This is a genomic window from Metabacillus sp. 22489, from assembly GCF_052044855.1.
Lineage (GTDB): Bacteria > Bacillota > Bacilli > Bacillales > Bacillaceae > Metabacillus > Metabacillus niabensis.
Map to the genome: position 1 here is coordinate 73,061 of NZ_JBQENT010000015.1, position 19,080 is coordinate 92,140.

General features: G+C 34.3%; 16 protein-coding genes and 1 riboswitch. Of the genes, 10 read left to right on the top strand and 6 right to left on the bottom strand.

Features of this window, described 5'->3' with window-relative positions:
• Positions 1–49: 49 nt before the first annotated feature.
• Both ku and ACTJJ9_RS11185 read right to left on the bottom strand, forming a co-directional pair.
• Positions 50–955, bottom strand: coding sequence for a non-homologous end joining protein Ku (gene ku, locus ACTJJ9_RS11180; RefSeq protein ID WP_095301530.1), 906 nt, complete (start codon positions 953–955; stop codon positions 50–52).
• An 82-nt stretch (positions 956–1,037) separates the two neighbouring features.
• Complete coding sequence (locus ACTJJ9_RS11185) at positions 1,038–1,817, bottom strand: undecaprenyl-diphosphate phosphatase (protein ID WP_145581827.1); 780 nt, start codon at positions 1,815–1,817, stop codon at positions 1,038–1,040.
• A gap of 348 nt (positions 1,818–2,165) precedes the next feature.
• On the opposite strand from ACTJJ9_RS11185, the gene ACTJJ9_RS11190 reads away from it, so the two are divergent.
• The 4 genes from ACTJJ9_RS11190 (at position 2,166) to ACTJJ9_RS11205 (ending at position 6,169) form a co-directional block, all read left to right on the top strand.
• Entirely contained in the window at positions 2,166–2,708 is a 543-nt protein-coding gene (locus ACTJJ9_RS11190; protein ID WP_440768662.1) for a DedA family protein, read from the top strand.
• A 51-nt stretch (positions 2,709–2,759) separates the two neighbouring features.
• Positions 2,760–2,924: riboswitch (yybP-ykoY riboswitch) on the top strand.
• A 45-nt stretch (positions 2,925–2,969) separates the two neighbouring features.
• The gene (locus ACTJJ9_RS11195; protein ID WP_145584472.1) at positions 2,970–3,761 is read left to right on the top strand and encodes a TerC family protein; all 792 of its coding nucleotides are present in this window, start codon (positions 2,970–2,972) and stop codon (positions 3,759–3,761) included.
• A 459-nt stretch (positions 3,762–4,220) separates the two neighbouring features.
• On the top strand, positions 4,221–4,967 hold the full coding sequence (gene sigI, locus ACTJJ9_RS11200; protein WP_095301511.1) for an RNA polymerase sigma factor SigI: 747 nt from the start codon (positions 4,221–4,223) through the stop codon (positions 4,965–4,967).
• Positions 4,964–6,169 (top strand): anti-sigma factor domain-containing protein, encoded by a 1,206-nt coding sequence (locus tag ACTJJ9_RS11205; protein WP_095301512.1) that lies wholly within the window; start codon positions 4,964–4,966, stop codon positions 6,167–6,169. The genes sigI and ACTJJ9_RS11205 overlap by 4 nt, the downstream gene beginning before the upstream one ends.
• Positions 6,170–6,199: 30 nt before the next feature.
• Here the strand turns inward: ACTJJ9_RS11205 and ACTJJ9_RS11210 are convergent, their stop codons facing one another.
• Complete coding sequence (locus tag ACTJJ9_RS11210; protein ID WP_095301513.1) at positions 6,200–6,400, bottom strand: alpha/beta-type small acid-soluble spore protein; 201 nt, start codon at positions 6,398–6,400, stop codon at positions 6,200–6,202.
• Between the two features lie 432 nt (positions 6,401–6,832).
• Positions 6,833–7,516, bottom strand: a complete 684-nt coding sequence (locus ACTJJ9_RS11215) for a DUF1836 domain-containing protein (RefSeq protein WP_095301514.1) — start codon at positions 7,514–7,516, stop codon at positions 6,833–6,835.
• Between the two features lie 243 nt (positions 7,517–7,759).
• Here ACTJJ9_RS11215 and htpX point away from each other — a divergent pair, with 243 nt between their 5' ends.
• The 5 genes from htpX (at position 7,760) to ACTJJ9_RS11240 (ending at position 12,972) form a co-directional block, all read left to right on the top strand.
• Positions 7,760–8,638: a protease HtpX gene (gene htpX, locus ACTJJ9_RS11220; RefSeq protein WP_095301515.1), complete on the top strand. Its 879-nt coding sequence runs from the start codon at positions 7,760–7,762 to the stop codon at positions 8,636–8,638.
• Between the two features lie 294 nt (positions 8,639–8,932).
• Positions 8,933–10,279: a TrkH family potassium uptake protein gene (locus tag ACTJJ9_RS11225; protein WP_095301516.1), complete on the top strand. Its 1,347-nt coding sequence runs from the start codon at positions 8,933–8,935 to the stop codon at positions 10,277–10,279.
• A gap of 144 nt (positions 10,280–10,423) precedes the next feature.
• A complete protein-coding gene (locus ACTJJ9_RS11230; protein ID WP_095301517.1) occupies positions 10,424–12,436 on the top strand; it encodes a penicillin-binding transpeptidase domain-containing protein in 2,013 nt (670 codons plus the stop codon).
• A gap of 202 nt (positions 12,437–12,638) precedes the next feature.
• Positions 12,639–12,794, top strand: coding sequence for a hypothetical protein (locus ACTJJ9_RS11235; RefSeq protein WP_095301518.1), 156 nt, complete (start codon positions 12,639–12,641; stop codon positions 12,792–12,794).
• Between the two features lie 4 nt (positions 12,795–12,798).
• Positions 12,799–12,972: a hypothetical protein gene (locus ACTJJ9_RS11240; RefSeq protein WP_174880233.1), complete on the top strand. Its 174-nt coding sequence runs from the start codon at positions 12,799–12,801 to the stop codon at positions 12,970–12,972.
• Positions 12,973–12,981: 9 nt separating this feature from the next.
• Here the strand turns inward: ACTJJ9_RS11240 and ACTJJ9_RS11245 are convergent, their stop codons facing one another.
• Positions 12,982–14,748, bottom strand: a complete 1,767-nt coding sequence (locus ACTJJ9_RS11245; RefSeq protein ID WP_145584470.1) for a B12-binding domain-containing radical SAM protein — start codon at positions 14,746–14,748, stop codon at positions 12,982–12,984.
• A gap of 249 nt (positions 14,749–14,997) precedes the next feature.
• Complete coding sequence (locus ACTJJ9_RS11250; protein ID WP_145584468.1) at positions 14,998–16,014, bottom strand: acyltransferase family protein; 1,017 nt, start codon at positions 16,012–16,014, stop codon at positions 14,998–15,000.
• A 435-nt stretch (positions 16,015–16,449) separates the two neighbouring features.
• On the opposite strand from ACTJJ9_RS11250, the gene ACTJJ9_RS11255 reads away from it, so the two are divergent.
• A complete protein-coding gene (locus tag ACTJJ9_RS11255) occupies positions 16,450–18,663 on the top strand; it encodes a PAS domain S-box protein (RefSeq protein WP_412963933.1) in 2,214 nt (737 codons plus the stop codon).
• Positions 18,664–19,080: the final 417 nt, after the last annotated feature.

Below are 19,080 nucleotides of genomic sequence, written 5' to 3' on the forward strand. Positions count from 1 at the left end.
TCAAGCTTTTTAAATGGGGTCAGTCCCCATGGGGACTGACCCCATTTATTTACGCCTTTTTACGAACGGTTTTTGTTTTTTTAGCTGTAGCAGGAGGGGCGGCTGGGTTCGGGGGTGTTGAAGTTGTTTCGCCGACTGCTGTTTTAGGTTTAGCTGGCTTTCCTTTTGTTTTAGTGGCTGGTTTTTTTGTTTTCTCGATACTTGCTTGGAGTGCGCTCATTAAATCGACGACATTTTGTCTTGGCGCCGCTTCTGTTGGTGTTTTTCCTTCATCCTGATTGACTTTTCGTTCAATTAAATCTTGAAGGGCAAGGCGATAGTCGTCCTTGTATTTTTCAGGATCAAATGTCGTTGTCAGTTGGTCAATTAACATAATGGCTGTTTCTAATTCCTTTGCACCAACTTCGACCTGTTCAGGAACGCTTGGGACCTCTTTAACATTTCTGACTTCATCTGGATAATGGACTGTTTCCATGACGATGCAGTTTTGATAAACGCGTACCATGGCAAGCTGCTGCTTAGAGCGAATTGTAATTTCCGCTACACCAATTTTTCCCGATTGTTTTAATGCTTCACGAAGCAAGCCATATGCCTTCCCGCCATTTTCGCCAGGTCCAATAAAATACGAACGGCTAAAATAAATTGGATCGATATCTTCCATTTTTACAAAATCAATGATTTCAACAGTTTTATCCTCATGCTCCTCCTTTAGCTCCTGAAGCTCTTCATCAGTTAATACTACATATTTCCCTTTTACATATTCATAGCCCTTGACGATTTCATCATTTTTTACTTCTTCATCACAGTTGGGGCATTTTTTTTCATATTGAATGGGAGTATGGCATTTTTTATGAAGGGTTCGAAGCTTTATATCTTTATCCTCTGTTGCTGCATAAAGCTTAATAGGAATATTCACAAGTCCGAAACTAATCGAGCCTTTCCACATTGTATGCATAAAATTCCCTGCCTTCATTCATAGTCTTATCCATAGGTTCTGTTTCGAACTTCAATCTCATGTAATGAAAAACGTACCATTTTTAAATAATGGATAGCTGCTGTAGAAAGATGATAAGGATGCCAAGGATCCAGACATATACGGCAAAAAGTTTTAACGATTGTTTTTTTACGAAGGAAATCATAAAGCGAACTGCAATATAGCCAAAAAAGGCAGAGGCTAATGTTGCTATTAGCATGGAGACGAAGCTTATTTGTGGGACATCTCCTGTCAATACATCTTTCAACTGGAAAATGACGCCTCCGCATATAGCAGGGATTGAAAGTAAGAAGGAAAAGTATGCTGCTGCCTCTTTGTCCATTTTTCGAATTAAAGCACCTACAATTGTCATGCCTGACCTTGAAATAGCAGGGAAAATAGCGAATGCTTGAAAGCTCCCGATAAAAAATGAATCATAAAGAGAAAGATTTTCTACTTTTTTAGCGCCATTCTTAATAGAATCGGCAAACCATAAAAATAATCCTGTAATGAGGAATTCCCATCCAATCGTAACACCTGTTTCAGAAATTTCCTCAAAAAAATCACTGAATAAAACACCGGCAATGACAGCTGGTATAGTGCCAACGACAAGTAAAGCGGTTAAGCGGCTAAATGGCTCTTTAATCATGCTTAATAACATGTCCTTATAAAATACAACAAGTGCGATAAGTGTCCCAATATGAAGCATCGTATCAAGGTATAGACCAGCTTCATTTAAGCCAAAAAGTGTACGTCCAAGATAAAGGTGACCTGTGCTGCTAATCGGAATAAATTCTGTTAATCCTTGTATAATACCTAAAATTAAAGCTTCGAGCCAATCCATATAAATTCCCCCTTCAGTATTTTAATCGCAAATAAAATAACTGGTTCACCCATACGTAGGGTGTCTATCACGATTACAACTTTGATAAGTTTAGCAGCCCTTTAAATCGTATTAACTGTATATAAATGGCTGCAAATTTTGGATGTTTCATCTACGATTTGGCGTTTTTTGTTCATTCTAGAATATTCTCAAGTGATTAGGGCAATTAAATCAATGGTTGTCTGTATACATGAATATGTGTAATATATTTACTTGTAGAACTATTTTGCGTGAATTAGGTGATTGTTTTTGGATGAGTTAATATTAACGATAGTGGAAAATTTTAAAGAGCTATCCTATATAGGGATCATGCTCGCATTAACGATAGAATTTGTTCCAGCGGAAATTGTTTTACCTTTAGCTGGCTATTGGGTATATCAAGGTGATATGACGCTTTTTGGAACGGTTTTAGCAGGTACAATTGGCGGGACATTTGGTCCTTTAACCCTGTATGCTTTAGGCCGTTTTGGGGGACGACCATTTATTCTCAAGTATGGAAAGTACTTTTTTATTAATGAAGAAAAGCTATCAAAAGCGGATGAGTTTTTTGAAAAAAACGGAGGAATGGTTGCATTTACAGCAAGGTTTCTACCGGGTGTTCGCACACTTATTTCTATTCCATGTGGAATGGCAAAAATGAATGTATGGATTTTTTCAATATATACATTTCTTGCAATGCTTCCGATAACGTTTATTTATGTATTTCTCGGGTTTAAGCTAGGGGACAGATGGAAGGATGTCGGTGAATTAGCTAATACGTATATTCTTCCTATCGGTATAGGAGTTTTAGTTTTATTTGTATTGTATAAGCTAATTATAAAATTTAGAGGTAACAAAGCATCTGTAAAATAACCTATTGACATTTTACATACATACAACTTATTATTAAGTTAACTTCATATTCTTCTTTTCAAAGGGGAGTAGCGTTCAGGGTAACCTGTAAACAAAGTCGTCATTTCATGGATCGTATCCATCGGCTTTGTTGGCATGAACGGAATTTTAAACCATGCTTAGCAAGACCTTTGCCATTGATGGCAAGGGTCTTTTTTATTTCCTATTGCTGTCAATGGATTAGAGAGGAAAACACTAATCATAAGCATAGGAGGAGAAAAAATGGATCTTACATTATTGCTAGAGTATGGATGGGTATTACTTGTTCTCGTCGGACTTGAGGGGATTTTAGCTGCTGATAACGCACTTGTTATGGCAGTTATGGTGAAGCATTTACCTGAAGAACAAAGGAAAAAAGCGTTATTTTATGGATTGGCTGGAGCCGTTATTTTACGATTTGGGGCATTATTTATTATCTCATTTTTAGTAAATGTATGGCAGCTTCAAGCAATTGGTGCCATCTATCTGCTTTATATCTCAATCAATCATTTATTAAAAAAATACCTGTTTAAAAAGTCGGAGCATAAAGAGAAAGTGAAAAAGCAGTCAGGATTTTGGGGGACTGTTATAAAAGTGGAGCTTGCTGACCTTGCATTTGCAGTTGATTCGATATTAGCTGCAGTTGCGTTAGCTGTTACATTACCTGCAACAAATCTTCCGGTTATAGGTGGTTTAGATGGCGGGCAGTTCCTAGTCATTTTAGCTGGTGGTATTATCGGAGTTATTATTATGAGATTTGCAGCAACTTATTTCGTAAAACTACTTAAGAAAAAGCCAAGTCTTGAAACTGCTGCTTTTATGATCGTTGGCTGGGTTGGAGTAAAATTAGCGCTATATACGTTAGCACATCCAGATATTGACTTAGTTTCAAAGCATTTTATCGAATCAGCTACTTGGAAGCTTATTTTCTGGATAGTATTAGCTTTAATTGCAGTTGGAGGCTGGTTCCTTACTAAAAATGAAACAGAATTAGAAGAAGAAAAACCGGTGTTAAAGAAGGCTGAAAACCAATAAAATAAATAAAGATGAAGCAGGGACTGACCCATTATAGGTGATGGGGGCAGTCCCTCTTTTTTATGTATAATCGTAAATTTGCGAAGTTTCGTGTCAAATATGTAACAAATAATAGGTCTATTTCATTATCTTCGAGTTTTTTATTTATTTTTTTAGCAACGCCCTAAAGAAATGAAATGCGGTCGAAACCTTTAGTAAAGAATAAAAAACTCTTTCCATGGAATTGAAGGAGGGATAGGATTTATAATAATTATTAGGATAGGTTGTAAACGGAAAAATTAGATAGGATCCGTCAAAATTCACTTTCATCAAAGTAGGTCTTTAGTCTGTGTTTTTGTAATATTTGTCGTTTTTTCGTCGAATAATAGAAAGATTGCTTCATATTTCTTCCTTTGCGCTCCATATATAATTTAGTTATTATATACTAGGTAATATGGGGAAACAGAGGTGAACCTAGTGATGCTTAGCCTTTTGTTTAGACTAGGTAAGAAAAAGCAATCCCTTGAAGAGAAAGTATTTCTTATTCAAAAAGGGGATCATGAATTACGAAATCAAATTATTGAACAATATAAACCATTTGTTGCGAAAACAGTATCATCTGTCTGTAAACGATATATTCGTGAAAATGACGATGAGTTTAGTATTGGACTTATTGCATTTAATGATGCAATTGATAAATATTCTATTGATAAAGGGAGTTCGTTGTTTGCCTTTGCTGAATTGGTGATTAAACGTAAGGTCATTGATTATATTCGTAAAGAGGCACGTACTCCGACAACAATCCACTTTGAGCTACAAGAGCATGAAGAAGGAGATTATTCACAAAGTAAAATAGAATCTGATTTGTCATTAGAAGATTTTCAAAAACAACTGGAGCAGGAGCATAGGCGAGAAGAAATTACCTATTTACAACATTGCTTAAGTGAATTTAATTTAACGGTTAAAGATATTGTCGAGCAATCACCAAAGCACTATGATGCACGTCAAAATGCTATTCAGGTTGCTGTTCAATTAATGGAAGATGAAGAGTTAAGGAATTATTTATTTAACAAAAAGCAATTACCTGTAAAGCAATTAGAAGCGAAGGTTTCAGTTAGTAGAAAGACCATTGAAAGAAATAGAAAATACATCATAGCTATGGCCATCATTCTATCAGGGGATTTCGTCTATTTAAAAGATTATTTAAAAGGGGTGCTCCATCCATGAAAAAAGGGGTCGTCGTAGAATTAAATGATGACTTTGTAACACTGCTCACCCCAGATGGGCAATTTGTAAATACTGTTAATAAAAACGGTCAATATGAGTTAGGGGAAGAAATAGCTTTTTTTCCCGCTCTAGATGAGAGCGAACAAGCGGTTACAAGAGCAAATTATATAAAATCGAAAAAGCGGAATATCATGAGCTATTTCGATTCCAAAAGAGCTAAAATAGGTACATTATCTTTAATTGCAATTATGGTTATCATTTTTACATCTATACCGTTTATTCAAAATGATAAGGTATATGCCTATATGTCCATTGATATTAACCCAAGCTTTGAGGTAAGTATCGATGATAAGCTTAGAGTTATTTCTCTTGATCCGTTAAATGAGGATGCCGAGCAATTAATGAAAAAGCTTCCTGAGTGGAAGGAAAAGCAATTTGATGAAATCGTGGATGCGATATTAACTCAATCGAAGCTAGATGGCTATGTTTATCCAGGGAAAGAAATCTTGATAACAACTGTTATTAATGAAAACGATACGGAGCTACATTCTAAGCTTGAGGAAAATATTGAAGAGATACAAAGCTCTTATGAAGAAAAGGAAATGAATGTTGAAACAATTGAAACAGATAGAGAAACAAGGGAAAAAGCTCAGCAACAGGGAATTTCTATGGGGAAATATGTGCAGCTAAAAGAGAAGGAGAAGCTTGAGCCAAAAACTGAAGATAATCAGGCGGAAACCACAACGAACGACGAAGCTGAATCAATTGAGAAAAAAGAAACTTCAAAAGAGCAAATGCCTACAACTGTGACACCGAATGTTGAAACGAATGAAAACGTGATTCAAAGTAATCAAACGGTTAAAAATCAATTGGAAAATGAAACAAAAAAAGATTTAAATGAAGTGAAAAATGATAAATTACAAAACGAAACAAAAGAAAAATTAAATGAAGCAAAAAAAAAGTTGAAAGAAAATAATTCTAATTCTTCCAATAAAGATAAGGTCCAACCAAAACAACAACCACAAGCAAAACCACAACAAAAACAAGACAACTGGAAGGAAGAAAAAAAGCAAAATAAAGAACAACAAAAATCGATAAGAGAAGACAGCAAAAAGGAAAAGCAACAAGAGAAACAGCAATGGAAAGAAAATAAAAAAAGTGAGAATAACAAAATAAAAGAACAAAAACATGAAAAAAGCTGACTAATTTGTCAGCTTTTTTTATAATGCCAATTATTCACTTTGTTGGCCATTCAATTGTGACTGTGCTTGCTTTACAAGACGTTTAGTAATTTCTCCACCAACAGAGCCGTTTGCTCTTGATACAGTATCAGAGCCTAATTTCACACCGAATTCTGCTGCTATTTCATATTTAATTTGATCCAGAGCTTCTTCGATTCCTGGAACAAGCAATTTATTACTACTTCTTGCCATTGAAAACACCCCTTTATTTTTGCAATGTTAGAGCTCGATATTGACAATGACGTTTGCAGAAACGAATTATCAGTCAAGCTTAACAGAGCGATTTAGTAAAGCTGATAATCTGTGTTCAGCCTTACTATTAAGGTTTCATATGACGGTATTTTCTATACTGGTAAAGATTAGACCTTTCATAAAAACAGAAAGGGAAACGATGGAACAAGCTTCTTCATTTCGTATGTAAATAGTTCTTCTCTTCTAAAATGGATATAAAGTCGTATCGTCGATGTATATGTTAAACATCATTTATCAAACAAAGCATTCTACACTGTAATAGGAACTTAAAAGTACAATAATATGATGGGATAGTTGAAAATCTTAATAACTCCTTATTGCCTTTGCATTTGATAATAGATGAAAGTTTTCTTCATTTCCCACTTTTAAGAATTAGTTAAAGTGAAGGTCAGCAAATGAATATGCTCTAGATTGAAAATGTGACGCTAAAACCGCGAAAACGGTTATCACTAACACATGACGAATCGGTTTCCATTGCTCCCCTGTAAGATTAGAAAACTGGGTTGAGTAGGAATCTACTTGATTTGTAATCGTAAGTTCTAAAGATTGGTCCGGAATAGTTGGTATTGTATGAAATGAATCAATCACATCTGCATACATTTCATAAAAAGCGATTGGGTTAATTAAATCATCACTTCTATCTGATAGAGTATTAAAAACGACAGTTAATAATTTTCGAATTCGTTCAAAATCAAAGACATTTTTTAAATCCTTGACAATTAAGAGCATCGCTGTTTGTTCAATAGAATATTTTTTCCCTAGTTCAGGAGGACCGATTAGCTCTTTGACATCACGTTTAATCCAATTTTGTATCGAAGTAGATTTGAGTGATGTTAGTTCACATAAATTTGCTAGTGCAACAATATCATTAGATGAAAGCCCAATTTCATGCCCTGTTCTTCGCTTTGACCTAGTAAGGAAGGGCGGGATAATTATAGCGTGTTGGGGATTTTCTCCTATTACTTTTTCAATTATATATGAAGGCTGGTGATTTGACTCGCCTTTAAGTGCATATAATAGTGTAGTCATTTGTTTACGTGTTAATTGCAATGACATGAAAAAACACCTCAGTTCATTTATCTAAATAAAAATCTACTATAAAAGGAAGAATGCTGTCATCATTTAAAAAAAGTTGCTGTGACTTTTTATTATAGACTACTTTGTCGTGAACATTCTATTATGAAAATGCTTATTGAATTACAAACTTTAAAATCAATTGCTTGCAATCATATGAAAGGATTCATATAATTTTATTATAATATAAGTTCGTTTGAACTTGAAAAATAATTGGAGGTCAAAATGGCAAAACGTATTTTACTCTTCCTGCTATCTAATATCTTAGTAATTACGACGATTGGGATTGTACTCTCGTTACTGAATGTTTCACCTTATCAATCACTTGATGGTAGCCTGAATTTAGTGAATCTCCTCATTTTTAGTGCTGTTGTCGGTTTTACAGGTTCGTTTGTTTCACTTGCGATGTCTCGCTGGATGGCAAAAATGATGATGGGAGTTCAAGTTTTAAATCCAAAAGACTCTCTTTCAGCTATGGAACGTGAGCTTGTTGAACGTGTTCATCGGTTATCAAGGGCTGCAGGACTAACTGTCATGCCACAGGTTGGGATATATCAGTCTCCTGAAGTCAATGCATTTGCAACAGGTCCGTCTAAACGCCGTTCTCTCGTTGCAGTATCAACTGGATTACTTCATGAAATGGACGATGATGCCATTGAAGGTGTGTTAGCACATGAGGTTGCCCATATCGCAAATGGAGACATGGTGACGATGACATTATTACAAGGGATTGTAAACACATTTGTCGTATTCTTTGCTCGTATCGTAGCTTGGATAGCATCCAGATTTGTTAGAGAAGATTTGGCACCTATCGTTCACTTTGTTGCAGTGATTATTTTCCAACTTATCTTTTCGATTTTAGGAAGTCTAGTCGTATTTGCCTTTTCTAGATATCGTGAGTACCATGCTGATAGAGGCGGAGCGGATCTAGCTGGTAAGGATAAGATGATCCATGCACTTGAATCATTAAAACGATATACAAATCGTGTAAGAGATGAGCAAGCATCATTATCAACGTTGAAAATTAATAGTAAAAAGGGAATGTCCATATTTTCAACACATCCAGACTTAGACGATAGAATTAGCCGTTTACAAGCAAAATAAACTGGGATGACTAAAACAATGTGATGATACATTTGTTTTAGTCTTTTTTTGTATACGATTATTTTAATTTGCACTTTTATCAAGTATTTTCAATTACTTTAGCAAAAGCCCTTTCCCTTTTTCGACTTTTTCATTAAGATAAAGCATGAATGTTATTATTCTTCATATTTTTTAAGATAAATTTGCCAAATTACATTAAGATAATTAATGAATTTTGAAAAAAATGTTTGCAAAAATATGATAAGATAGACACTTTAGGAAGATGAGTAATTTACGATTGGAATGAATTAGAAAATGTATAAATGGAAGTTACGTTTGCAAGCATTAACACCAGTGCAATTAATCGTATCCTATTATTTTTTAGCGGTTACGGTTTCGGTCATATTATTAAGCTTGCCAGTTGCCCATAAGCCTGGGGTTGAATGGTCATTTATCGACGGATTGTTTACAGCTGTTAGTGCTGTTAGTGTAACAGGGCTTACGTCTATTTCGACTGCTGAAACATTTAGTACACCTGGAATCTTTATATTAGCATTTGTTCTTCAATTTGGTGGAATAGGGATTATGAGTCTTGGAACTTTCGTATGGTTAATTATGGGGAAGAAAATCGGCTTAAAAGAGCGACAACTGATTATGACTGACCAAAACCAAACGAATTTATCGGGAATCGTTAATTTGATTAAACAAATCATTATTCTCATTCTCATTATTGAATTTTTAGGAGGCTTAATTCTTAGTGTATATTTTCTAAGTTATTATGACACTTGGCAGGAAGCTTTTTTACATGGCTTTTTTACATCGGTAAGTGCTACGACAAATGGAGGCTTTGATATCACTGGACAGTCATTAATTCCTTTTGCACATGATTATTTTGTTCAATTTATTGTGATGCTTCTAATTATATTAGGTGCGATTGGCTTTCCGGTTTTGATAGAAGTAAAGGATTTTTTATTTAATAAGCGAAAGAAATTTCGGTTTACATTATTTACAAAAATAACGACGATAACCTTCTTTTTATTAGTCATCGGTGGAACGATCCTTATCGCAAGTTTGGAGTATCGGTATTTTTTTAAGGGAATGGATTGGCATGAAGTCTTTTTTTATTCGTTATTCCAATCAACTGCAACTAGAAGTGGCGGGATGGCAACACTTGATATAAGTGCCTTTACGGAAACAACCTTACTTGTTTTATGTGCGCTTATGTTTATCGGTGCATCTCCAAGTTCAGTTGGTGGTGGAATACGAACAACTACATTTGCCTTAAATTTATTATTCCTCTTTCATTTTGCGAGAGGAAACAAATCAATTAAAATTTTTAAGAGAGAATTGCATGAGGAAGATTTAATGAAGTCTGTTGTTGTTACAATGATGGCCTTTATTATATGTTTTTTTGCCGTTTTTATTTTAACAATAACAGAACCATTTACATTTACTGAAATACTATTTGAGGTTTGCTCTGCTTTTGGAACAACTGGATTATCGATGGGGATTACTCAGGAATTAAGTACTATAGGGAAAATTGTTATTATGATCCTTATGTTTATTGGAAGAATCGGGATTATTACCTTTCTCTTTTTGATTGGAACGAAGGAAAAGAAGGATAATTATCATTATCCGAAAGAACGTGTAAGTATCGGATAAAACGTTTTAAAAGGGTTGATAGACTTTTGAAAATTAGGTCATCAATCCTTTTTTATGACAGAAATAGGTAAATAAGTTAATATTAAATAGGACTATTATGTTATACTTTCAAGTGGTATGAATGTGAAAGGGGGAGAAAAAAGTATGAAAAAAATATTTACGGGTTTTATTCTTTTATTCCTTATTGTTCTTTGTGCATGTTCAAATAAACCTACTGCTTCCGAGCGTTTTGATCAATACATAAAGCTATGGAATGAGAAAAAATTTACTTCGATGTATGATATGTTATCAACTAGTGCAAAAGAAACAATTACAAAAGATGAGTTCGTTAAACGCTATGAGGCAATTTACGATGGAATATCTGCTAAAAATTTGAAAGTTACTTTTAAAGAACCGACAGAAAAGGAAGAAAAAGATGAACAGGAAAAGGTAACCTATTCATTTTCTTTGGCAATGGATACTGTTGCTGGAAAAGTAAATTTTGAAGAAGAGACGGAAATCGTGAAAGAGAAAAGAGATAAGGATGAAAATTGGTATATTTCTTGGACGCCCTCGATGATTTTTCCTCAATTGAAGGAAGATCAAGAGGTAAAGGTTTCTACGATTCCTGCAGTTAGAGGGCAAATTTTTGATCAAAATGATAAAGGGCTTGCCATTAATGGCACAGCCTACCAGGTCGGAATTGTTCCGGGAGAACTTCCGGAAGCACGTCAAGAAACATTAGATAAGATTGCTAAGCTACTTGAACTAAGTGTTGAAGAAATCGAGGAAAAGCTAAATGAACCATGGGTAAAACCAGAATTATTTGTTCCAATTAAAAAAATCGACCCTATGAATACAGAATTATTCGAACAATTAATGGCTATTCCATCTGTACAAAAGCAGAATGTTGGCTCAAGAGTATACCCATTAGGTGAAAGTGCGGCACACCTTACCGGTTATATTGGGAGTATAACTGCTGAACAGCTTGAGGAATTAAAGGATAAAGGATATAGTAGTAACTCGATGGTAGGGAAAGCAGGACTTGAACAAGTTTACGAAGACCGTTTAAGAGGAGAGAATGGCGTTACAATTTACATTGAAGGTACAGACGAGATAATTGCACAGAAAAATCCTGTAAATGGAGAGGATATTCATATTACAATTAATAGTTATATGCAACAGGCACTTTACGAGCAGCTGAATGGTGATGCAGGAACAGCGGTTGCGCTCCATCCAATTACAGGGGAAACGCTAGCAATGGTAAGTAGCCCTTCATATAATCCAAATGATTTTATAAACGGTATTTCGAATGAAAAATACAATGCATTAGCAAATGATCCAAAGAAACCTTTAATGGCGAGATTTAATAAAACATATTCTCCTGGTTCATCGATAAAGCCTTTAACTGCAGCAATTGGGTTAGATGCGGGCTCAATCACTATTAATGATACAAAGCAAATTAAAGGTACAACGTGGAGAAAGGATGAGAGTTGGGGGAATTATTATATTACTCGTGTATCAAGTAAAGTTGAAAATGTGAATCTGGCAAATGCATTAATTTATTCGGACAATATTTACTTTGCTCAGCTTGCATTAGATATTGGTGCAGATAAATTAACAAATGGCCTGAAGAAATTTGGCTACGAGGAAGAGATTGACTTTGCATTTCCGATCAATAAGTCAACGATTTCAACTGACGGATTATCAAATGAACAGCTTTTAGCAGACTCAGGCTATGGTCAAGGGCAACTACAAATGAGTCCATTTCATGTCGCAGCTTCGTATACAAGCTTTGTTAATTCAGGAAATATGGTAAAACCATATTTAGAGAAGAAATCAGAGGTGGTACCAACGATTTGGAAGGAACAGGCTGTAACGAAAGAGAATGCCGAAATTATTTTAAATGATTTAAAGCAAGTTGTCGAAAATCCAAACGGAACTGGACATGAACCAGTGGTAGAGGGTATTCAAATTGCTGGTAAGACTGGTACGGCAGAACTAAAACAGTCAAAGGATGATAAAGAAGGTAGCGAGAATGGTTGGTTTGTGGCAATAGATACAAATGATCCTTCTTTGTTAATTGCAATGATGGTTGAAGACGTAAAGGGCAAAGGTGGAAGTCATTATGTCGTTCCAAAAGTGAAGCAAGTATTTAAAGCTTTTGTAAGTCATTAAAAATAAGAGGGTGACTCAAAATAAAGGTACAGTCCCTTCAAACACTATATATAGACGAATGATGAGGGTAGTTTACTGTATAAGTGTGTTTGAAGGGGGCAGACCATTTGAGTCACCCTTTTTTTATTCCTTAAAGTACTAGGATAGAAACAGGGAAAGTCGGTAAAATTAAAGGAGAAACAAGAATGAAGGAGTGAAAAACATGAAGAGAAAAGTTGCGAGAAATCAGGCATTAACACATAATAATACTCCGACAGAGAGCCTTCCAGAAGGGGAAGCCTATGAGATAAATGATGATCAAGATCCAATGAAGGGTGCGAATCGTAATTCAAAAAAAGGACAGCAAGGGAAGGGATGAGCCTATGACTGAAAAGAATAAAAAAAGTAAGGATATGCAAAACCATAAAAAACCGATGCCAAAGGACATTTTACAAGTAGAATTCGGTCAGGAAATGGGCGATGTAAATGCTAGCCAAATTTATAATGTGTTAGAAGGGAATAAAGGAAAATCAAATCGTAAAAAAAGTGAGAGATAATTCTCTCACTTACCCAACCTTAGTTATTAGTTCTCCTGACAAAGCAGAATAAACCGTTGTTTTTAGGTTAATTGGATCATAATGCACGACAATAAATGATTCTTCTTCAATAATCGTACCTGTTTTTAAGAAATGATTTAGGTTAAATGGAAGCTTTTCAAGTACTGTATGTTTATATAAGTCCTTTTCAGCTAACTGCAAGCTTGCAAACTCTTTACCTAAAATAAGAGGATTTTGTAAGATTGACTGATAAATTTTACTTCTTTCCTCTTTCGCAATAATTTCTTCCCACCATGGCTTACGTGGTTTATATTTTTGATTTCGTAAATAGTCGTACTTCATAAAACCACTTACGATAAGCAATTCTTCCTTTTTGGCGTGTAATAAAAATTCATAAAGATGTTTATATAAATCCTCTAATTGATGACCAATTCGCGTCCATCCTTTTTCATCCCAATACGTTCCGAAGTCCTGGAAGAAATCAAAAGGAGTTTCAAAAACATGTGATACTAAATATTCGATTGTTTCATCCATACGATGATCATTCCAATACTTTTCTAGAACATCCTCAACCTGCTTGATTTTAATCATATCTTCAAACGAGAGAACATCGTTCTTTAAGATTTCATATGGAGAATGATCCATAAATACATAGCCGTGATCCGCTGCACGTAATCTTAAGCCTGTACCTCTAAGCATTTTTAAGAAGCCGAGTTGCAGCTCTTCAGGTCGTAATGCAAAAACATCATTAAATGTTTTCTTAAATGAATGGTAATCTTCCTCTGGTAATCCAGCAATTAAATCGAGATGCTGATCAATTTTTTGCCCTTCCTTTACCATTGTGACCGTTCTCGTCAATTTATTAAAGTTTTGCTTTCTCATCACGAGTTCATTCGTTGTATCATTTGTTGATTGAACCCCAATTTCAAATCGAAATAATCCCTTTGGTGCATTGTCATTTAAAAATTGAATGACTTCAGGTCTCATTATATCGGCTGTAATCTCAAATTGGAACACAACACCAGGCTTATGCTCATCAATAAGAAATTGAAACATTTCCATTGCATAACTGCGGCTTATATTAAACGTACGGTCAACAAACTTAATTGTTTTTGCACCATGATCCATTAAAAAGCGAATATCTTCCTTTATTTTTTCACGATCAAAGTAGCGAACTCCGACTTCTATAGATGATAAACAAAATTGACAGCTAAATGGACAGCCACGACTCGTTTCAATATATGTGACCCGTTTTGAAAGATGTGGGAGGTCTTCTTCAAAGCGAAATGGTGATGGCAATGTCTTTAGATCTATTTTATTTCTCTGTGGTTTAATTTGGATAGAATCGTTGTCACGATAGGCAATTCCACTAACATTGGCAAAGTTTTTCTCTCCGTGTAATTCATCTAATAATTGCTTAAATGATTGTTCACCTTCTCCAATAATAATAAAATCAACCTCTGGAATTCTTTCCATCCATTCCTTCGTATCATAAGTAACTTCTGGTCCACCTAAAACAATTATTAATGAAGGGTTGATTTTTTTAAGCATATTTATTACTTTTATTGTTTCTTCAATATTCCAAATATAGCAGCTAAAGCCAATAATTTGAGGATTTTTAGAATATAAGTCTGTGACAATATTCATTGAAGGGTCTTTAATCGTATACTCAGCGAGCTCAACCTCATATTCTGGAGCTGCATATGCCTTTAAATACCGAATTGAAAGGCTTGTATGGATATATTTTGCATTTAACGTTGCTAAGATTGTTTTCATATATTGGAACACCACTTCTATTATTTTTTTGAGCTAATTTACATGCAAGATACCTCTTTCACAGAAAAAGAAAGAGCTTTCCTAGTAAGTTTAACTTCATTACAATCAACTATTTATTTTACCACATTTTCTAGAAAACGTACTTACCATAGTATAGGAAAACTAGAAGAAATTTAATCGGTTAAAGCGGCATAAATAGTCGGCTTAAAAGAAAAAACAGCTGACTCCTACGTGGAAGTCAGCCTATTACTACTGAATTGATTTGGATGTAAAGTTCTTTACATAATACTGAATCGTTGATGCGCGTAATTCAATGATTGGTTGTGTTATCGCCTTTACGATTGTCGTTGATAAAGTAGTTGTCATGATGATTGATAGAATAATGAGCATCGTCACACTTTGATAATCTCTCATCCACTCTAGCCATTCACTGTTACGGATATACTGAACGATGAAACCATGTAGTAGGTAAACATAAAACGTTCGAGTTCCCCATTCAGTAAAAAAGGCATGTGTTTTTGGGATAAGTGATAAAAAGCTAATCGACGTTATAAAAGTTAGACTGTAAAAGCCTAAACGAATGCCAGCACTAAAAATTGATGGGTCACCAAATTGTGAATAAGGCTGAGAACCAAATAACCATTCGTAATCAAAATCAAGATAAAAATAAGAGAAAAAGATACTTAATAATACAAAGACTGCTATCCCTCGAGATTTCACCTTTGTCATGATAGCAAAATGCTCTCGTCTTAAATAAAAGCCAACTAAAAAGAGAGGGAAGAAGACGAATGTTCTTGACATGCTTAAATAATTGCTAATGATTTCAAAATAACCAACTGCTAATCCTAAAGCAAATGCTAAACATAAAGCCCATTTTGCCGGTAATTTTGTGAACCCAAATAAAAATATATTCCAAAAAAACAAGCTAATTAAAAACCATAGTGACCAATGAGGATCAAATGGATCTAGAATAATAGATTGCTGGTCTTCGATGAAATAATAATATACAGAGTAAATCCCTTGGAAAATCAAATATGGAAGAATGAGCTTTTTCGCGATCTTTTCTACATATCCTTTTTTGCGATATCCCTTTGCAAAATAACCTGAGATTAGAATAAACGCAGGCATATGGAATGTGTAAACAAATTTATAAACATTCATTATTAATTGACTATCATCAATTAATGGACGGATAATATGGCCAAACACAACTAATATAATTAAGAAAAACTTTGCATTATCAAAATAACTATCACGATTTTTCATATATTCACCTTTCTCTTTAAATTATAAAATCGGAAAGATAATATGGATATTCCCATTTTGCTACTTATTAAACCTAATTCGTCAAAACGATATAATTTTAAAGGGATGTCATTTAAATGTAACGAACATGTAAGATTATTTCCGTTATATTACTAGAGATAATGTTTAGATAAATACTTTCCTATATTAAATAATTTATTGGAAAAATCAATGTTATTATTTGGTACTCAACAATAAGTATGATTTTTATATTGTAAAAGAATATACTTTTTTGGGAGTTTTATGGATAAAATATAAGGGGATTTCTAGTTCTTTTGTCGTGATTTGTGATGTAAAGGCGGATCTTTCAATCATTTTGTAGATACATGAAGGACAATGACCCGTCTTGTAGAATATGAATTATTATGAAGATTGAGGTAAGTAGGGGTGAATGGATTGAAAGAAACGATGGAGGAAAGCGAAAACGTCCTGTTAGAGGAAAGAATTGCTTATTTAGAAAAGGAAAATAAACTTCTAAAATCTAAGCTTCTCCAACATGAATATATCATTGAAGATGCACTAGATGCAGTTGTTATATTCGATGCTCAATTTAATTTTATTGATGGTAACTCCGCAGCCTGTGAAATGTTTCAACTATCGAAACAACAATTATGTAACCGAAATTTATATGACTTTCTTAGCTTAGTTCCAAAGCATAAAATTGAAGAAATGTTTGAAGAGATTACGGATAATAGATCCTTTGCTAGTGACCTTGCGATTCAATTAGAAGATGGACAAATAAAATTTTTAGAGATTACGTTGCGACATCATGTCATAAATGATTGTCATCTTGCAATGCTCAAGGATGTATCATTTAAGAAAATGTTAGAACGTGAACGTCTAATTAATGAGCAGCTTTTTAAAGATTTGTTTCATCGTGCAGTGGATGGTATTGTCATCTTTGATCAGCACGGTCTTTTTATTGATGCGAATGAATCATTTTGTACGAGCTTTGATTTATGCAAAGCACAATTAAATACATATTTACTTGGGGATTTTGTTGAAAGCAAGGATAAGTATAAACTTGAAAAGCTATGGACAGCCCTAAAGGAATACGGTAGTGCAAAAGGGGAATTACCTGTTCTTTTAAAGAATGGGCAAAAAAAAATTTTTGAGTTTACAACAACGTCAAATATAATTAATGGTTTTTATATGGCGATAATGAGAGACATTACGGAAAAACGTTTCATGGAAATGAAGCTGTACAAAAGTGAAGAGCGGTTTAGAGAAATTTTTGAAAATGCAATTGATGCCATTATGATTTGGGATAAATGTGGACAAATCTTAAAGGTAAATCCTGCAGCATGCCGAACGTTTGAGCTTTCTGATGAAGAATTAATAAAACGGAATATTCAGGAATTTGTTGACCAAACAAGCTTGGCGTATAAAAAGGTAAAGCGTGAGTATCTAAAAACAGGTGCGATTAGAGCTGAGCTATTATTTCATATGCCTAATGGACAAAGCAAGGAGCTAGAATTCACATCTAAGATGGATATATTTGATGGCAATCATTTAACAATTTTTCGAAATGTAAGTGAACGAAAAAGGATGGAAAAGGAACTAAGAGAAAGTGAGCAAAAATTCCGGAAAATATTTGATGGTGCGATGGATGGGATCGTTTTATTTAACAATGATTATAAGATAATTGAAGCAAATCCTACTGCACGGAAGATTTTTAATATAAGAAAAGAGGATATTGCTGCGTTTAATTTCTGTCATTTGTTAACACCTAATCTTACTGATGAGGATGGTACTCAGTCAGTTGAAGGCGACAGAGCAGATAAATTACAAGAAATTACGTATTCATTTGAAAATGGTGAGGAAAAAATTCTTGAATTTACTGTTAAAAACAATATCAATGAAAATATGCATTTAGCAATATTTCGGGATGTTACAGAAAAAAGAGAGCTTGAGGAGCAATTGAGAAAATCAGATACATTGAATGTTGTTGGAGAATTAGCTGCAGGAATTGCTCATGAAATTCGAAATCCAATGACCTCTTTAAAAGGCTTTATTCAACTACTTGAGGGCAATATGAAAGATGATTATTCGATGTATTTTAATGTTATTACTTCTGAATTAAGTAGAATTGAATCGATTATTACCGAATTTTTAATCCTTGCTAGGCCACAGGCAATAAAATATTTAAAAAAAGATATAAGCATTATTATGAGTGATACGATTGAATTATTAAGTGCACAAGCGATCCTTGTAAATGTACAAATGAAGCTAAAGGTTGAGGAACAGCTACCGCTTATTTATTGTGAACCGAATCAATTAAAGCAAGTGTTTATAAATGTTTTAAAAAATGCCATTGAAGTCATGCCAAATGGTGGACAGGTTGATGTTGAAATACGACGTAGGGATGAGGAACATCTTACAGTTTCCATTAAAGATAGAGGGTTCGGCATTCCAGAGGATAAAATTAAAAGATTAGGACAGCCTTTTTATACAACAAAGGAAAGAGGAACTGGACTTGGTCTGATGGTGAGCTACAAAATTATTGAAGAGCATAATGGAATCGTCGAGGTCGAGAGTGAGGAAGGAAAAGGGACAACCTTCCATATTACACTTCCGGTTTTCCAAGGGAAAAAATCGAATAATGAATAAGGAATGGTGGAGAAGATTTGAGCTTCTCCTTTTTTTATTTGGGATAAGTTGTTTACTTGAATAGTTGAGTTTCTTAAAGTAGTATAGCTTGCTTAGAGAGGAGATAGTAGAAAACACATTTAATCTTATTCGAAAAAGCATGCATCTAAATAAAGGGAGAAGAAGACAAACACGCTTTTATGATAGGCATATGACTTGTCACAAGTTGGAATAAAATACATATAATTTGAGTAAGAAAAAAAAGTTGAGTATGGGAAAGAAAGGGGCAAGCTTATGTGGATAATTAAAAAACAGCCAAAAAAAGTGTATTTCTACACTTCGATCTGTTCAAAGCTGCGAATAATTTCTGAAAAGGAAAGACAGATTCTTCTTGAAAAGCTAAAGTGAATGTATTTGCTCCTTGTTGGTACATTCAAA

What these genes read in the sequence shown, in the direction of transcription:
- ku (WP_095301530.1), bottom strand. Translation starts at nt 955, where the DNA reads ATGCATACAATGTGGAAAGGCTCGATTAGTTTCGGACTTGTGAATATT.
- ACTJJ9_RS11185 (WP_145581827.1), bottom strand. Translation starts at nt 1,817, where the DNA reads ATGGATTGGCTCGAAGCTTTAATTTTAGGTATTATACAAGGATTAACA.
- ACTJJ9_RS11190 (WP_440768662.1), top strand. Translation starts at nt 2,166, where the DNA reads ATGCTCGCATTAACGATAGAATTTGTTCCAGCGGAAATTGTTTTACCT.
- ACTJJ9_RS11195 (WP_145584472.1), top strand. Translation starts at nt 2,970, where the DNA reads ATGGATCTTACATTATTGCTAGAGTATGGATGGGTATTACTTGTTCTC.
- sigI (WP_095301511.1), top strand. Translation starts at nt 4,221, where the DNA reads ATGCTTAGCCTTTTGTTTAGACTAGGTAAGAAAAAGCAATCCCTTGAA.
- ACTJJ9_RS11205 (WP_095301512.1), top strand. Translation starts at nt 4,964, where the DNA reads ATGAAAAAAGGGGTCGTCGTAGAATTAAATGATGACTTTGTAACACTG.
- ACTJJ9_RS11210 (WP_095301513.1), bottom strand. Translation starts at nt 6,400, where the DNA reads ATGGCAAGAAGTAGTAATAAATTGCTTGTTCCAGGAATCGAAGAAGCT.
- ACTJJ9_RS11215 (WP_095301514.1), bottom strand. Translation starts at nt 7,516, where the DNA reads ATGTCATTGCAATTAACACGTAAACAAATGACTACACTATTATATGCA.
- htpX (WP_095301515.1), top strand. Translation starts at nt 7,760, where the DNA reads ATGGCAAAACGTATTTTACTCTTCCTGCTATCTAATATCTTAGTAATT.
- ACTJJ9_RS11225 (WP_095301516.1), top strand. Translation starts at nt 8,933, where the DNA reads ATGTATAAATGGAAGTTACGTTTGCAAGCATTAACACCAGTGCAATTA.
- ACTJJ9_RS11230 (WP_095301517.1), top strand. Translation starts at nt 10,424, where the DNA reads ATGAAAAAAATATTTACGGGTTTTATTCTTTTATTCCTTATTGTTCTT.
- ACTJJ9_RS11235 (WP_095301518.1), top strand. Translation starts at nt 12,639, where the DNA reads ATGAAGAGAAAAGTTGCGAGAAATCAGGCATTAACACATAATAATACT.
- ACTJJ9_RS11240 (WP_174880233.1), top strand. Translation starts at nt 12,799, where the DNA reads ATGACTGAAAAGAATAAAAAAAGTAAGGATATGCAAAACCATAAAAAA.
- ACTJJ9_RS11245 (WP_145584470.1), bottom strand. Translation starts at nt 14,748, where the DNA reads ATGAAAACAATCTTAGCAACGTTAAATGCAAAATATATCCATACAAGC.
- ACTJJ9_RS11250 (WP_145584468.1), bottom strand. Translation starts at nt 16,014, where the DNA reads ATGAAAAATCGTGATAGTTATTTTGATAATGCAAAGTTTTTCTTAATT.